A 15,830-nucleotide genomic window follows, 5' to 3' on the forward strand; every position below is an offset into this window, starting at 1 on the left:
ATCGAAAGGAGGCGCCGCCGTACCCGTGGTTCCGAAGGCGGAGTGGAGGATGACTACGCCGTCGGTCTGCTGTGGATCTGCTCGTCGCCGATGTTCGGCTCTGGCGCCATCGGGTTGTGGACCACGTGGACGACAACCGGCAAGGTGACCACGTCAGCACGGCAGGTCACGCCAGCGGTGACGGCCGCCGCGACTCCTCCCCGTGCGCCGCATGCTGCCTGCGCGCGAGATGCTGCTGCAGCTCGATGTGCCGGAACTGGTAGTACGGCCCTTCCGTACGCAGCAGGCCCAGGCGGTGGGCGTCGTCCAGGAAGTCCATCGCCCGCAGAGGCAGCCGCCCCTTGGTGGCCAGGCGGGGGATCGTCAGCTTGTAGGCCAGCCAGGCGTGGTGGCGGCCCAGGATGAGCCCGAACAGCAGTCCCAGCACCAGGCCGACCACGGTCGCCATGGTCGGGGGGAGCCGTGAGTACAGCAGGACACCCACGGTCGCGAGCCCGACCACGAGCCCGCCGAGGATCCGGACGGCGGTCAGGTTCCTGTCGGCCTGCCAGGTCGAGCGCGGGGATCTCGCCGTCAGGTCGGCGGAGGGGCTCTCGACCCAGCGGATCAAGCCGAGCAGGGCGACGAACCCGACGAAGGACAGCAGTCCGATCTGCACCGAGGATCTCAGGGCGAATTTCGGCGTCCCACTCGCGTAGGGCATGAGCCAGCCGATGATGGCCCCCAGAGCTCCGACGATCAGCCCGTCCTGGAGGGCGGGGAGGAGCTCGGCGAGCCTGCCGCGGCGGTGGAAGTCGGCGTGGCCCGGCGACTCGGTGAACCAGGAACCGATCAAGATCTCGGTCACGAGAGCGGAGAACAGCCCGATCATCGCGCCCAAGAAGGGCTCCCCTGTCAGCAGCCCGAAGGCCAGCCAGACCACGGCCCCGATCGCGATGGCGGCCCCGATCCGGACCGTGCGGCTGGACGTGTGGCGGGCCAGATGCCACCACGCCACGTCGCACATGTCCTCTTCGTTGCGCGCGAGCTGGCGGGACAGGTACGTGAGCCAGCGGTCGACCTGCTCGGGGGCCCACGCGTGTTGCGGCCGGAAAGGCTGCGGCGGGCCGTCGGCAGGCGTGCGCGTGCTCACCAGGGCGGGAATGAGCTGATCGCACAGATGGTCGTGCAATTCGGCCGGGCTGCCGCGCCCGAGCTCCAGCAGCGGCGTCGGATTCACCCGGGGTGCGATGTAGGTGGCACGGACCAACCAGAGCCCCAGAGACGTCGAGGTGACCTCGGACAGGGCGGGGACGGTGCCCTTGCGCAATTCCTCCAGGACCTGGGGCCAGACGGAGTGGGGTACGGGGGGCAGGCACGCCTCCAGGTAGCCGGCCGCCGCGGCGGGGGACATGGGCTGCGGCTCGATGACCGCCGCCGCCGTGAGGGCGTCGCCGATCTCCTCGACGGACTCGGCGAACTGCTCCGTACGGCAGGTGAGGATGAGCTGGTCGGTCTCGTACATCGAGCGGTTCAGCGCGGTCAGCATGTCCGCGCGGGCGGCCTCCGGCAACTCGTCCAGCCCGTCGATGACGGGCAGCACCTCACCGCGGGCCACAAGCGTCTCCGGGATGTCCGTGCCGAGGCCCTCCGCGCGGAGCGCGGGATAGTCCGCCGCCAGGCTCGCGGCCAGCCAATCCTGCAGCCGCGGATGTACGCGGTCGTTCCAGCGCACAGCCGACAGCAGCACCGGGACGGGCTCCTCTGGCTGCCGCGTGCGCAGTAGTTCGAGCACCAGCTGCACGGCCAGGGTCGTCTTCCCGGTGCCGGCACCGCCCAGAATGATCAACCGGCGGCAGCGCAACGCACGGAAGTTGCGCGCCATGTCCGCCATGTGCACGTCCAGGCCGGGGAAGGCCACGGCGCCCTTGGCGATGATCTCGGGATGGTCGGCCAGCTCTCGGCGTTCGGTCGAGCGCCATGCCAGCGGCATCGGCTCGGGATCTCCCAGAGAGCGCAGAACCGTCTCGTCGCGCCACTGCTGAGCCACCAGGCCGGCAAGGATGTCCTTCGCGGTGCCGATATCGGCGGACGTCGGCGCGGGCGCGGGCATACCGCGCTTGCGCCACCAAGACAGGAACTGCACCAGGCCGTTACCCAGCCCTATGACAGCCGTCACCGCCGCCACGATCTGCGCGATTCCGGTTGGTATCCCCCACTCCTTCGGCAATCGACCGACCACGGTCAGGATCACGGTGGCCAGGACGAGCAACAAAACACCCAGCACCACCGACGCCTTGGCTTTGCGATTCCGTCGCGAGTATTGTGCAGACATAAATCCATTGTGCGCATATTTCGTATGAAGATAGGCCCGAAAACTTCATACACAGGGTCGATAAAACGGAAAAACCGGCCGCCTCGTTGATGACACCGTCAATCGATCGGCATCGATTCGGAAACTTCCCCAGGCGCGAGAAAGACGTCCGCCCGGCCGGTCGCGGCGGCCTGCCCCCTGCGGCCGGGGATGACGAGGTTGCCGTTGGTGACCAGCATGAACCGCTCCAGGGCCGGCACGATCACGTGCACAGCGGTGACCCCGCCAGGGAGAACGCACACCGTACGGTGGTAGGCCGGGTAGCTCCGCGCGGCCAGCATCGCGGTCACCTTCCGCAACTGGCCGCCGGGAGTCGCGGTCACTTCGGCGGCCTGCGGGAAGGGGACCACACGCGCCTCGCGCAGGAGACCGGTGAGATCGAACCGCCCGCACGCGTGCAGCGCCGGGTGCCCCGCCAGCCCGGCCAGATCGCGCTGCGTGGGGGCGCTCGACAGCCTCTCGCCGAGGGTGGTCTGGATCAGCTCGGTGAGGGCGCGCCAGGCGGCGTAGGCCGGGCTCAGCGAGGTCCCGGCACCGCGCCGGTGCGGATGGAGGGAGGTGGGGGCCGTGTACGCCAGCATGGTCGGCACTCCGACGTCACTGGTGATGTCCAGCAGATGCACCGGTGATCCGATCAGCTCTCCCGCCGTCGCGTACGCCCGCGCGAGCCCGTTCAGCAGCGTCTCCGGATCGATCAGCCGGAGCCGGAGACCACTCCCGCCCAGGAAGGCCCGCACCAGGAGCAGGGACAGGGCGTCCCGCTCGATCGCCTCGTTGAGGGCGTGCAGCAGTCCCTCGGCGGCGGTGACGCCGACGGCCGAGCCGCTGTTGCAGCTGTAGCGCATCAGGTCGGCGTAGTCGCAGTCGTCCCCGGCCAGCCGGCGCAGTCGCGCGGCGCCGGTCTCCACGTACCAGGGGGCGAAGAGGAACAGCGGTACCAGCGCCTCCCCTCCCCCGCCGAGGGCTCGATAGCGCAGGCAGGCCATGCGCCGGCCGGGCATCCGGGCCAGCAGCAGTGCGCAGACGTCCCCGCGCAGCGGTCCAGCGGCGATCTCGGCCGGCGCGGCGGGCTCCACGCCGACGGGGTCGAACCCCGCCGGGCCAGTGAGGAAATGCTCGACGGCCTCGAACAGCGCGCCCACGCGGGCCTCTTCTGGACGCCCCTTCCCCATCCCGCACGCGACCGGGGAAAGCTCCCCCGCACCACCGAGCAGCCCGCACCACCACGCGGTCGGATCGCGGCCCCCTCCCGCGTCCACGAGCTCCGCCCGCAGGCCCAGCGCGGCCAGCGCCACCTCCACCCGCCTTCCGGCCTCGCCCAACGGCACCGCCCGCTCCACCTCGCAGAACGCCCGACCCACCGTCTCCGCGCCGCGACCGCCGAGATTCCGGATCCCAAACGGCCTACTGCTCGCCATCGCCGGACATCGCGGACGGCAGTTCCTCCAGTCGGTCGAGTTCGGCCTGGGTCAGATGCTGCGTCGACTTGTCCAGCGACTCGACCGGAACATAATCCACGACTTTTCCCATGAGACTCCCCCTTCGCCATCATCTTGATGACCGCCTCACCTCGACAAATACCATAAAAATTAACATAAGTCATTTAATAACATATTTACGCATACAGGGGCTTAAGAGGAGCATCGTCGGACTCTTTCGCGTCGGGTCACGCAGGAGCAAAGGCGTACTTGTGGTGACGCCTCCTCTCAGGCCGAGCCACGGCAACATGTGGCTTTCCGCCTCTATGTCAGGTTCAAGCGACCTAAGCAGGCGGTCAATTCGCCCATCGCTCCCTGGACGCCAGCTCGTCACAACGCGCATATTTATTGTGATATGCCCGCTTTGGTGGAATCGTTGAAACTTGGAGTGGCGGGTCGCTATGGATATATCAACAAAAGTCCAGGAAAATAAGCTGGCACGGACGAAGGCGGCCGCCGAGCGATACCGCTGGAGCGGGTCCGACCGTTATGACGCCTGGCAGAGGCAGGAGCGGGGGGAGGCGTTCCCCGACTCGCCAGAGATGCTCGCGGCCCGCGCCGCCCGCCTCATCCAGCGCAACGGGATCCCGGTCGGGGCGGCGATGGAGGCCATCCGCGCCGACAGCCTGGACCGGCCAAGGATGTACGAGCGCATCCTCGGAGTGGCCAAAGACCTGCAGGCCTGGAGCTTTCTGCCCCGTGGCGTACGGGCCGCACGGACCGTCGCCCGGATCTCGGTCAGCGAGAACGGCCGCGAGATCCCGCTCGGCACCGGCTTCCTGGTCTCACCGAGGCTGCTGCTGACCAATCACCACGTGTTCCCCGATGTCACGGCGGCACGGTCGGCCTTCGTGGAATTCGACGCCCAGGTCACCATCGACAACGCCCCTGAGGTGTCCAAGCGGTTCGCCCTCGCCCCGGACACCCTCTTCATCGCCGACTACGATCTCGACTTCGCCCTGGTCCTGGTGAGCCCCGATGCCGATGGCCGGCCCTCAGGGGAGACGTTCGGCTGGAACAGGCTCAGTGTTCAGACGGGCAAGCTGGTCATCGGAGAGCCGGTGAACATCATCGGCCATCCCAGCGGGCGGCTCAAGGAAATCTCCATCCGCGAAAACCGGCTGGAGGCACGGTTGGACGACTTCATCCAGTACCAGACCGACACCGAGCCCGGCAGTTCCGGCTCCCCGGTGTTCAACGACCAATGGGAGGTGACGGCACTCCACCACAGTGGCGTGCCCAGGACCGACGACCAGGGACGGGTCCTGCGGCGCGACGGGCAGATCTGGCAAGAGGGAGACGGCGACGACGCCATTGACTGGATCTCCAACGAGGGCGTGCGCATCAGTGTCATACTCAAGCATCTGGCCACGCTGCCGCTCGACGACGCCCGCCTGGCGTTCCTGGCCGAGATGGGGTCAGAGTCGGGGCTCCAGGACGGCACCGCCCCTCGGCCGGTCGTCACCGGCTTGGTCCCGCCTCCCGCCCCTTCGGTTGACGGGCTGTACGTCGAGACAGACGTACGAGTGGATGCCACGCACGTCCGAACCGCCGCGGCCTGCATCGGTCTGGCCGCCGGCCCGACCGCGTTCGGCGGGTCCAGGCACCTGGTCTTCCTGCACGGCCGCGGCCAGCAGGGACACGACCCCGAGCAACTGCGCCGGTACTGGACCGCCGCGTTGAACGGCGGACTCACCCGCGCGTGTCTGCCCACGATCGCACCGGCCGACGTCTGGTTCCCCTTCTACGGGCTCCAGCTCGTCCAGGCCATGCAGACCCGCGAAGGCATCCCCCACTCGCCATGGGAGGTCGCCGGCGATCCCGTCGAGGCGGCCGCACCGGGATCCGGCACCACTCGGCGGCTGTACGAGCAGATGATCATCGAGGCGGCGGCCCGGTCAGGCCGGCCCGCCAAACAGCCGGCCAGGGAAGAAGGGCTGAGCGATGCCGTACACCAGGGGTTGAGCTGGCTGGCCGACGCCACCAACCTGGATCGGCTGCTCATAGCCGCGATCTTCGCAGATGTGGCCGCCTATCTCGACGACCAGCGGATCCGGGATACCGTTCTGAACTGCGTGCTCCAGACGATGCCGCGAACCGGCCGGCTGGTCCTGGTCAGCCACAGCCTGGGCACGGTGGTCGCCATGGACCTGCTCACCCGGCTCGACCCGAGGGTCGAAGTCGAACTACTCGTCACCGCCGGCAGCCCGCTCGGGCTGGACAGCGTCTATCAGCGCCTGCTCACCGGCGGTCCCCAGCGTCCAGACCGGGTGGCCCGCTGGTTCAACACCTGGTGCCCCAGCGATCCGGTCTCCATCGGCTGCCCGCTGCGCGACCACTGGCAGGGGGAACTGGTCGAAACCCCCGTCGCCAACCCCGCAGGCCATGCCCACGACATCGAGGAGTACCTCGCTCACCCGGAGGTCGCCCAGGCGATCGGAGCCTCGCTCCCCTCGCCGACGCCGGTATGAAACCCGGCGGCGCCGCGAAGGGCCTCCATGTGTTCGATGAGAGGAGAGACGCAGCCATGACGACACTCAAGGTCACGACGGTCAACGGCGAGTGGATGAACGACTGGTTCACCCTCGACGCTCAGACGGCGGCCTTCAAGCCGACGTTCCCCCGTGATGGAGAGCAAGGAGTAACAGCGGAGGCCGCCGGCCGCCTGGCCGGACTGATCTCCGCCATCGACGCGGACATCGTCGCTTTGGTGGAGGCACCGAGCCGCGCGGCAGAGCTGGCATTGTTCATCGAGGAGTATCTGACCGCCGACGGCACCGCCACGTATGACTTCGTGCAGGGCGATTCCGGTGGGAGCCAGAAGCTGGCCCTGTTGTTCAAACCCGACCGTGTCGCGGGCGCCCTCACTCCTTCGGACGAGGTGGCGCCGTTCATCGAGCCGTGGCTGGCCGACGTCGACGGTGACGCGGTTCTCGACGAGTACGCGTTCACCAGGAACCCGCTGTGCTGCACCATCGATGTCGCCGGTATCAGGTTGCAGGTGGTGGTCGTACATCTGAAGTCGAACTTCATCAACCAGGGCAGCGAGATGTGGCACGACCCCGCGCGGCGCCCGGAGTTCATCCGGGCCGCGTTGCGGAACCGGCGGCGGATCGCCAACGAGGCGATGCGCATCCGCAGGGCCACGGAGCAGCGCGTGGACGCCGATCCGGCCTCGGCGATCATCGTGCTCGGAGACCTGAACGACGGTCCCGGTCAGGACTACTTCGAGGAGTTGTACCTCGCGCACAACGTCACCGACATCCTCGTCGGCTCGCCGTACCGGCCCGAGCGACTCTTCGGCCATGCCCAGGCCGATCTCGCTGAGGACCAGCGCTACAGCGCCGAGTTCGACGATTTCGTCACCGATGAGGCGCATCGGCGCGTGCTGCTGGACCACGTCCTCCTCTCGCCCGCCCTGACGAACGGCCTCTCACCACTGACCAAGGTGCCAGGATCCGGCCTCGTCGAACATCACGCCTGGGCCGCTCAGATCGCCGACGACGGATCCGCACGGGACCAGCGGGCAACCGATCACCGCCCGGCCAGCGTCACCCTCACCCATTCCTGAACCGACGGCGTCGCCACGGCGCCTGCCCTGTCCACCTCTGGGAGCTCAACGGAGCCTCCGGGACGACAGCGACACAAGCGAGCGGACACCGGCCGGCCCGTTGACGAGACGGCCATGCGAAACCGCAGGTGGAGCTGCCGAAGATTTTGCGAGAAGCCTTCGCCTTACCGGAGCCTTGTCGAGGTTCCATACTGACTCCTTGACATGAGCGTCGGGAGGCCGGATGTTGTACGGACGCGGGGCCGAGCAGGCCGAGGTCGACGCGCTGCTCGAAGCCGCCCGGACCGGACGCAGTGGCGCGGTCATCGTCAAGGGCGAGACCGGCATCGGCAAGTCGGCGCTCCTCGACTACGCCGCCGGGCAGGCCACCGGTTGGCCGGTGCTGCGCACGCTGGGCGTGGAGTCGGAGACCGAGCTGCCGTTCGCCGCGCTGCATCTGCTCCTGCGACCGGTGCTCGGGCACGTCGAGCGGTTGCCGCCCGGCCAGGCGGCGGCGTTGCGCGGCGCGATCGGGGCGACGCCGGCCGAGGTGGCCGACCGGTTCCTGGTCGGGCTGGCCGCGCTCACGCTGCTGTCGGACCTGGCCGGAGACGGGCCGATCCTGTGCCTGGTCGACGACGCGCAGTGGCTCGACGACGCCTCTGCCGGCGCGCTGCTGTTCGCGGCCAGGCGGCTGAACGCCGAGGGGGTGGTCATGCTGTTCGCGTCCAGGGACGGCGCAACCACCCCACGGCCTGGGGCGATGCCCGCGCCACCACCCGGAGCGATGACCACGCCGCGGCTGGAGGCGCTGGCCTCAGCCGGGGTGGCTGAGCTGCGGCTGGGGCGGTTGGAAGAGGCGGCGGCCGAGGCGTTTCTGGCCGAGCGGGCCGCTGATCTGGCGCCGCAGGTGCGGCGTCGGATCCTCGACGAGGCGGCGGGCAATCCGCTGGCGCTGACCGAGTTCGCCGCCATGCTGACCCCTGAGCAGCGCGCGGGCCGGTTGAGCCCGCTGCCGTTCGCGGGTGAGTCGGGGCCGCTGTCGCAGCGGGTGCGGAACACGTTCGAGGCCCATATCGACCGGTTTCCCGAGCCTGCCAGGGCGGCGCTGCTCGTCGCGGCGGCCGATGACACCGGGGATCTGGATCTGGTGCTGCGGGCCGCCGCCCGTCTCGGCGCGACGGTCGCGGACCTGGCGCTCGCCGAACGCGAGGAGCTGATCCAGCTCTCGGCGGCCGGGCTGTCGTTCCGGCATCCGCTGATCAGGAGCGCGGCCTATCGCGGCGCGCCGTACTTCCGCCGGGTCGCCGCCCACCTGGCACTGGCGGAGTCGCTGAGCGACCAGACGGCCGGGTGCCTGGGCGACCCGATGGCCAGGTCACTGACCGGCCCAGTCGCCAGGTCCCTGAAAGCCCAGACGGCCGCGCCCCTGCACAACCGGACCGCCGCGCCCCTGCACGAGCGGACGGCTGCGCCCCCGGGCGGTCAGGCGGTCGAGTCTCTGGGTGGTCAGGCGCGGGCCGATCGGCGGGCCTGGCATCGGGCCGCCGCCGCCACCGGTCCGGACGAGGAGGTCGCCGGGGATCTGGAACGCGCGGCCGTACGGGCCCGCGACCGGCAGGGCACGGCCGCCGCGTCCGTGGCGTACGAGCGGGCCGCCGACCTCACCGCCGACACCGCCCGCACGGCGCGCCGGCTGATCGCGGCGGCGGAGCTGGCGGTTCAGGCGGGGCAGCTGAAGCGGGCCATCGGGCTGGCCGGGCGGGCGGCGCCGCTCGTCACGACCCCGGCCGAGCACGCCGGTCTCGCCCGGGTACGGGCTTGCGTGGAGGTGGAGCAAGGCTCGCCGAGCGCGGCGGGCCGGCTCCTGACCGAGGGCGCGGAGCACGTACTGACGGCCGACCCCGCCCTGGCGGCCCGCATGCTGGCCGAGGCGATCCACTACGCCTCCTTCGCGGCCGACCCGAAGCTCGCCCACGACGCCGACCTCCGGCTCGGCGCGCTCCCGCTACCCAAAGAACCGCTCCCCACGGGAATGGCGGTAGGGGAAGGCCAGCCTACAGAGGACGTCTCCCCTATCCGTACGGCGGCCGAGCTCGCCGCGGGGATGGCGGTCGTGGCGCGGCTCGTGGAGGGACGGCCGGTGGCGGACGTCTCTCCCATCCGGGCGGTCGTCGCGCTGGCGGGCGAGTTCGGCGAGCTGCTGCCGCTCGCCACCTCCCTGAGCGTCATCTCGGGTGACGAGGTGACGGCCCACCGGCTGGCCGGGTCGCTGGTCGCGCGGTGTCGTGAGCATGGTCTGATCGGTGTGCTGCCCCAGGCGCTGGCGCTGCTCGCGCAGGCCGAGCTGCTGCGCGGCAGGCATCGTGAGGCGTCGGCCGCCGCTTCGGAGGCGTTGAGCGTCGCCTCCGACATCCATCAGGCCCATCGGGCCGGCCACCTGCACGGCCTGCTCGCCTGGCTGGCCGCGGTCGGGGGCGAGGAGGGACACTGCCTGGAGCTGGCCGCGAAGGCGGACGGCGACGTCGAGGCCACCCGGGCGCTCGCCGCCTGGGCGCTCGGGCTGTCCGAGTTGGGGCGGGGCCGGGCCGGGGTCGCGCTCGGCCACCTTCAGACGGCGGGTCACCGGCATCCCGTGGTCGCGCTCTACGCGGCGCCCGACCTGGTCGAGGCGGCGGTCCGCGCCGGGCGGGAGGAGCTGGCGGTGCGGGCGGCGGCCGGGTTCGACAGGTGGGCGGCGGTCGTGGACCGCCCGTGGGCGAGCGCCGTCGCCGCCCGGCTCAGGGGGCTGCTGGCCCAGGGCGACGAGGCGGGCAGGCACTTCGCGCGGGCCGTGGCCGTACCCGCTGACCAGCCGTTCCAGCAGGCACGCAATGAGCTGCTGTACGGCGAGTGGCTCCGGCGGGCGCATCGCCGTTCGGACGCGCGGCTGCGGCTGCGGGCGGCCTTCGAGGCGTTCGAGGCGCTCGGCGCGGCGCCGTGGGCCCGGCGCGCCCACGGCGAGCTGGAGGCGGCCGGCGAGGCCGCCGTGTCCAGGAGCGGCGGCCTGCTCGACCGGCTGACCCCGCAGGAGCGCCAGGTGGTACGGCTGGCGGCGGCGGGGTTGTCCAATCGGCAGATCGGCGCGCGCCTGTTCCTCAGCCCGCGTACGGTGGGACATCATCTGTACAAAGCGTTTCCCAAGCTCGGCGTGGCCTCCCGCGCCCAGCTCACCGGCCTCGACCTAAGCAGGTGATCACGGCTACTTAGTCGTGAGCCGGCATGACCGGGGATGGGCCGCCCGCCGACCGATTCGCAGATGATCGTCCGCGCTTTACCGTGCTTCCGACCTCACGGAAACGGAGAGCGTGGATGCACAGATCACTCAGATCCGGTTTAGCCCTGCCGTTAGTCGCGGCCATGGTCGCAGCCGCACTGATCGCCACCGCACCGGCCGCCTCCGCCGCCGCGCCCGCGCGGAGCGACGGGCACCGGACCACCCTCATGGTCCACGGGTTCGACCGCGAGGCCGACACCAACTGCGCCAGCTCCTGGAAAGACGCCAAGAACCTCCTGAACGCCAACGGCTGGGGCGAGGTCGTCACCTTCGGCTACTACAACAAGGCCACCAACTGCGACCTCCGGCTCCAGGGGACCACCGACACGCGCATCCAGGAGATCGGCCGCCAGTTCGCGTGGACCGTCTACTACCTGTACTCCAGCCATGACGTGGCCATCGACGTCGTGACGCACTCCATGGGCGGCCTGGTCGCGAAGGCGGCCATCGAGGGCGTCAACAGGTACGGCGTGGGCAAGACGCCGCCCGACCTGAGCGGACTGACGGTCGACAAGAACAACATCGGGGCGACCGTGTGGCCCATCGCCTGGCCTCCTTACCTGTACATCGAGGACATGGTCACACTCGCGACGCCGCACACGGGCATCGGCAGCGCGCTGGTGACCGCGTGCGCCATCACTCACGAGCAGTGCAGCGACATGCGCCCGGGCAGCGGCTTCATCAGCTGGCTGGGGAAACAACCACTCTCCCAAATGGGTACGGACTACACCTTCCTCGCCTCGAGCCACGACGACACGGTCAGCGTGGACTCGGCGACCAACAAGCGCACTGCCCATCATTGGGCGCTTTATGACACGAACGCGGACGGCGGAACGCTGAGCCACACCGCCATGCGGACGACCTCGACCGGCGAGTGGCAGGCGTCGTACGGCGGACAGCTGAGCGACGAGGGTGAGGGCTCGTACCCCGCGCCGCTCCTCCGGATGATGGACGGCCTGTACGACCAGCAGGCCCAGTAACCCGGAAACGACGATCGGCACGCCGTCACGAGGACGGCGTGCCGATCTGCTTGGGGGGCTACTTCAGGCCGTAGGCCCGGGTGATCGTCTGGTCGATGGTGTTGCCCTCGGCGTCCACACCCTGGGCGCGGATGCCCACGGTGCCGTTGGTGGCCGACAGGGCGGGGTGGGCGATGGTCGCGGTGTAGGAGGTGGCGTTCTTCTTGGAGGTGGTGACGGCCTTCCAGTGGGCGCCGTCGTCGTAGGTGACCGAGAGCTTCAGGCTGCCGAGGCGCGCGTCGGGCACGTCGTAGGAGCCCTGGTAGCCGGTGACCGTGACCTTGTGCGGTTTGGCCGCCGCGGTCTTGTTGTCGAGGTCCAGGTCCAGGTCGTAGCGGAGGTTGAGCCTGCGGACCGGCTCGCACGGGGCGAGGGCGGTGGCGAAGAACCAGCCGACGCACAGGCCGTCGTTGAGCGTCTGCATCCCACCGGTCGGGCGCTTCGAGCGGAACGTCCACTCCGTCGCCACGTCGGTCGCGTACTGCTGCAGCGGCTGCGGCGTGTGGAACCTGTCGGTGAGGCGATAGCGGGACTCTCCCTCCGGCAGATTGAACCTCGGCATCTGGATGAGGACGGGGCCGCTGGTCCCCGATTCGACCATGGGGATCTCCTGGCCGTCACGGTAGAGGTGCTGCTCGTCCTTGCCGCCGCGCTCCTCGTCGAAGCGCGCGTTCCAGGTGAACGCCTCCTGGTGGTTCGGCCCCGGGCCCAGGATCGGCAGGGCGGTCACGAACATGTCGCCGGTGCGGCAGGGGAAGCACGTCGTGGTCCCGGTGGCGCGGGTCACGTCGGAGAACACCGGGGTGCCGGGCACGCGCGGCTGGGCGCCCCACTCCTCGGTCTTCTCACCGGCCGACGGGTAGACGTCCACGGCGGTCGCCCACATTCCGGCGGTCCGGCGGTACTCGGTGCCTCCTTCGGGGTAGGCGAGCTGGGTCTCGCGGGTCCACGACACGTCCGGCGAGACCGGCCCGACGTACTCGGTCACGGTGCTCTGCGCGGGCCAGGAGTAGCCGAACCGGGCACCGTTCAGCCAGCCGGGGTGGGTCACCACGGTCGTGCTCCAGGTCATGGAGGCGTTGGCGGGCCGGTCGGCGTGCAGGCGGTTCTCGATCTCGTAGAGGTTCCGCTTGCCGAGCTCGTAGTCGAGCTTGGCCGGGACGCGGCCGCGCTCGCGCAGAAGCAGTGAGTAGATGTACGGGGTGGCGGTGACGCCCTCGGCCTGGACGCTCACCGGCCGCTTGGCGAGCTGGGCGGCCAGGGCGCGGCCCTCGTCGGCGGGCAGGCTCATGGTCGGGATCGGGTAGATCGGCCAGGACTTCGTCAGTTCGAGGAAGGCCCGGTTGACCGCCCCGTAGCCGAGCACCCCGGCGGCGCCGGCGTCGGCCGCGGCCTTGACCCGGTCGAGCGCGTTGCCCGTGCAGGTGTTGGCCGGGCACAGGTCGGACAGGTCGAGCAGGACGAGCTTGCCGCGTACGCCGGCGCCGGCGAGGTCGGCGGCCTGGCCGCGCCCCCCGGACACCAGGGTGAGCGTGCTACGGCCGTTGAGCTTGGGAACCGTCGCCGCCAGGTTCTGGTATCGGGGATGCAGGGTGAGCCGGTCGGTCTTCATGCTGATCACGGGGGCGCCGCGCAGGATCTGTCCCGCGACGTCGAAGGTGCCCTGGGTGACCGGGCGGGTGGGCAGCAACCAGTAGTTGTGCAGCCCATAGGCGGGGCTGGACTGGAACCCGATGGACCCGATGCCGTTGGCCGCCTGGCGCTCGGAGAAGTACTGGGAGTTGTAGATCTCGGTGGGTTTCGGGGTGCTCTGGGTGACCTGCCGGGCCTTGCGCATGTCGAGGGTGATCGTGGTGTCCTTGGTGGCCGCGAACTCCGGCTGCGACGGCAGGCCGATGTTCCACTGGCCGTCGCTTCCGCGCCAGCTCACGCCGGAGCTCACGCCGAAGGTGCCGGCGTAGACCTGCGTCTCGGACTCGGTACCGCTGTTCGGGTAGTAGATGAAGTCGAGGTCGTCGCGGTCGTCGGTCCGCAGGACCACCCACGGGATCGGCTGCACGTCGGTCGCGCCGTCGGGGAGCACCATCTTGGTCCGCACGGTGACCTTCGGGGGCTCCACGAACGCGCCCACCGCGGTGCTCAGCGTCACGGCGCCGCTCGCGTCGGCGGCGTGCACGAACCCCTCGTACCAGGTGGCCGGGCCCGACGGGTCGAAGGCGACGGCGACGGGCGCGGTGCCGTGCGCCGGGACGGTGACCGTGTCGTGGTCCAGGGTGAGCGTGTGCTCGGGCGCGTCGCCGCCCTTGTGGGCCGTGACGCCGGACTTCAGGGTCAGCGTCACCGGCTGGTCGCCGTCGTTGGTGTAGGTGATCGTCTTGGTGACGGGGGCGGTGTGGGGGTAGGCCAGGGCGCCGAAGTCGAGGTTGCCGGACGCGCTGACCGTCTGCCGTACCGCTCGCGCCACGTCCACGCGCCCGGAGCCCTGCTCGTACGCGCCGAAGCCGTCGTCGTGGGCGGTGCTGACGAGCACGGCCTTCAACTGGGCGCCGGTCCAGTCCGGGTGCTTCTGGGCCAGGAGCACCGCGGCGCCGGACACGTGCGGCGTGGCCATCGAGGTGCCCGACGCGCCGGTGTACTTGTCGTTCACCACCGAGCCCATCGACGTGCCCGCGGCCCTGGCCGCCACGATGTCCACGCCCGGGGCGACGAGGTCGGGCTTGAGGCTGTAGTCGCGCAGCACCGGGCCCTTGCTGGAGAACGGGGCGAGCTTCTCCGACCCGTCTACCGCGCCGACGGTGAGCGCGGAAGCGGCCGAGCCCGGTGTCGCGATCTTCCTGTTGTCGTAGTCGTTGCCCGCCGCGATGACGAACAGCGACGTCGACTGCGCGCTGAGGTTGTCGACCGCCTCGCTCAGCGGGTCGGGTCCGGCGTAGCAGCAGGCGCCGGCGCTGATGCTGATCACCCGGGCCTGCTGGGCGACCGCCCATTCCATGCCGGCGATGATGGAGGAGGAGTCACCGCTGCCGGCCTTGTTGAGCACCTTGCCGACGAGCAGGGACGCCTTCGGGGCGACGCCGGTGTACTTGCCGTCGGAGGCGGCCCCGGTGCCCGCGATCGTGGAGGCGACGTGGGTGCCGTGCCCGTGGCCGTCCTGTACGTCCGCCTCTTCGGTGAAGTTCGCGGTCGCCGTGATGCGGTCGGCGAAGTCAGGGTGGGTGGTGTCGATACCGGTGTCGAGCACCGCGACCTTGACACCCTCGCCCTTCAGGCCGGCGGCCCACACCTCGGGGGCGCCGATCTGCGGCACGCTCTTGTCGAGTACGGCCTTCACCTTGCGGTCGAGCCAGATGGCCGACAGCCCTCGGTCGAGCGAGGCCGTGACGCCCTTGTCGGTCGCCGGGCGGTCGACGGCGGTCCAGAACTGGCCGGCCGCCTTCTTGTCCACCCGTACCGCGGCGCCGCCCACGCTGGGCAGGCCGCGCGGCTCGGCGGTGGCGGGCAGCGCGTCGGCCTGCTGCGACAGTGTCTTCGCCGCCTGCTTGGCCTGGCCGTACTGGACGATCAGCGGCAGGCTGGCGCTCTCCTTGTCGGTGTAGCCGTTCGCCGCCAGGTAGGCGACGTCGAACAGGGCCTTGTCCAGGCGGCCCGAGGACACCAGGCCCATCACGTCGGAGGGATAGACGTAGTAGGCGTTCCGATCGCGCACCGCGATGAAGGTCACCGGGGCGCCGTCGGGACGCGGGGCGGGGGTGACCTGGTGACGCGGGCTGCCGCCGGGGCCGTTGTCGTAGGCGACCACGTCGCCGGTGATCAGGGTGATCTTCGCCGCGTCCGCGGCCGGTGTTCCGGACGACTCGACGGCGGCGGCGGTCTGGCCGGAAAGGGCGGGTGCGGAGGTGGCCGAAGGCGATGGCTGTACGGCCATGCCGGTCGACAGCACCAGCCCCATCGCTAAAAGCCCGATGGACGGGCTTCGCCATCGTTGACGAGTCATGGTTCTCCTCGCGGGATATGCAGGCATGATCGACTCTCCCGAACCATGACATGTCAAGAAATATCCTGAAAAGATGACTTGTCGTCCTTTTCCCGCCAATGACGGGAAAAGGACAGCGAG

8 protein-coding genes are annotated in these 15,830 nt (G+C 70.1%); 4 read left to right on the top strand and 4 right to left on the bottom strand.

All coding sequences use genetic code 11. From position 1 onward, the window contains the following. Positions 1 to 166: 166 nt before the first annotated feature. The 3 genes from AB0F17_RS18935 to AB0F17_RS18945 form a co-directional block, all read right to left on the bottom strand. Positions 167 to 2,266 (bottom strand): NACHT domain-containing protein, encoded by a 2,100-nt coding sequence (locus AB0F17_RS18935; RefSeq protein WP_358024264.1) that lies wholly within the window; start codon positions 2,264 to 2,266, stop codon positions 167 to 169. Between the two features lie 146 nt (positions 2,267 to 2,412). Further along, on the bottom strand, positions 2,413 to 3,681 hold the full coding sequence (locus AB0F17_RS18940) for a YcaO-like family protein (RefSeq protein ID WP_358024267.1): 1,269 nt from the start codon (positions 3,679 to 3,681) through the stop codon (positions 2,413 to 2,415). Between the two features lie 76 nt (positions 3,682 to 3,757). Then, on the bottom strand, positions 3,758 to 3,883 hold the full coding sequence (locus AB0F17_RS18945; protein ID WP_358024270.1) for a hypothetical protein: 126 nt from the start codon (positions 3,881 to 3,883) through the stop codon (positions 3,758 to 3,760). A 349-nt stretch (positions 3,884 to 4,232) separates the two neighbouring features. Here AB0F17_RS18945 and AB0F17_RS18950 point away from each other — a divergent pair, with 349 nt between their 5' ends. The 4 genes from AB0F17_RS18950 to AB0F17_RS18965 all read left to right on the top strand — a co-directional run bounded on the left by AB0F17_RS18950 (position 4,233) and on the right by AB0F17_RS18965 (position 11,677). Continuing rightward, complete coding sequence (locus AB0F17_RS18950) at positions 4,233 to 6,302, top strand: serine protease (RefSeq protein WP_358024272.1); 2,070 nt, start codon at positions 4,233 to 4,235, stop codon at positions 6,300 to 6,302. 56 nt (positions 6,303 to 6,358) lie between these two features. Next, positions 6,359 to 7,402 (top strand): endonuclease/exonuclease/phosphatase family protein, encoded by a 1,044-nt coding sequence (locus AB0F17_RS18955; RefSeq protein ID WP_358024275.1) that lies wholly within the window; start codon positions 6,359 to 6,361, stop codon positions 7,400 to 7,402. 223 nt (positions 7,403 to 7,625) lie between these two features. Then, entirely contained in the window at positions 7,626 to 10,616 is a 2,991-nt protein-coding gene (locus tag AB0F17_RS18960; protein WP_358024278.1) for an AAA family ATPase, read from the top strand. 164 nt (positions 10,617 to 10,780) lie between these two features. Next, positions 10,781 to 11,677 (top strand): hypothetical protein, encoded by an 897-nt coding sequence (locus tag AB0F17_RS18965; RefSeq protein ID WP_358024281.1) that lies wholly within the window; start codon positions 10,781 to 10,783, stop codon positions 11,675 to 11,677. A 58-nt stretch (positions 11,678 to 11,735) separates the two neighbouring features. Here AB0F17_RS18965 and AB0F17_RS18970 read toward each other — a convergent pair whose 3' ends face one another. Beyond that, positions 11,736 to 15,710, bottom strand: a complete 3,975-nt coding sequence (locus AB0F17_RS18970; RefSeq protein WP_358024284.1) for a S8 family serine peptidase — start codon at positions 15,708 to 15,710, stop codon at positions 11,736 to 11,738. Positions 15,711 to 15,830 lie beyond the last annotated feature (120 nt).

The sequence above is a fragment of the Nonomuraea sp. NPDC026600 genome (genome assembly GCF_040638335.1).
Classification (GTDB): Bacteria; Actinomycetota; Actinomycetes; order Streptosporangiales; family Streptosporangiaceae; genus Nonomuraea.

Bases quoted from the DNA above. Each gene is read 5' to 3' on its own strand.
- AB0F17_RS18950 (WP_358024272.1), top strand. From the start codon at position 4,233: ATGGATATATCAACAAAAGTCCAGGAAAATAAGCTGGCACGGACGAAG.
- AB0F17_RS18965 (WP_358024281.1), top strand. From the start codon at position 10,781: ATGGTCGCAGCCGCACTGATCGCCACCGCACCGGCCGCCTCCGCCGCC.
- AB0F17_RS18970 (WP_358024284.1), bottom strand. From the start codon at position 15,710: ATGACTCGTCAACGATGGCGAAGCCCGTCCATCGGGCTTTTAGCGATG.
- AB0F17_RS18955 (WP_358024275.1), top strand. From the start codon at position 6,359: ATGACGACACTCAAGGTCACGACGGTCAACGGCGAGTGGATGAACGAC.
- AB0F17_RS18960 (WP_358024278.1), top strand. From the start codon at position 7,626: ATGTTGTACGGACGCGGGGCCGAGCAGGCCGAGGTCGACGCGCTGCTC.
- AB0F17_RS18945 (WP_358024270.1), bottom strand. From the start codon at position 3,883: ATGGGAAAAGTCGTGGATTATGTTCCGGTCGAGTCGCTGGACAAGTCG.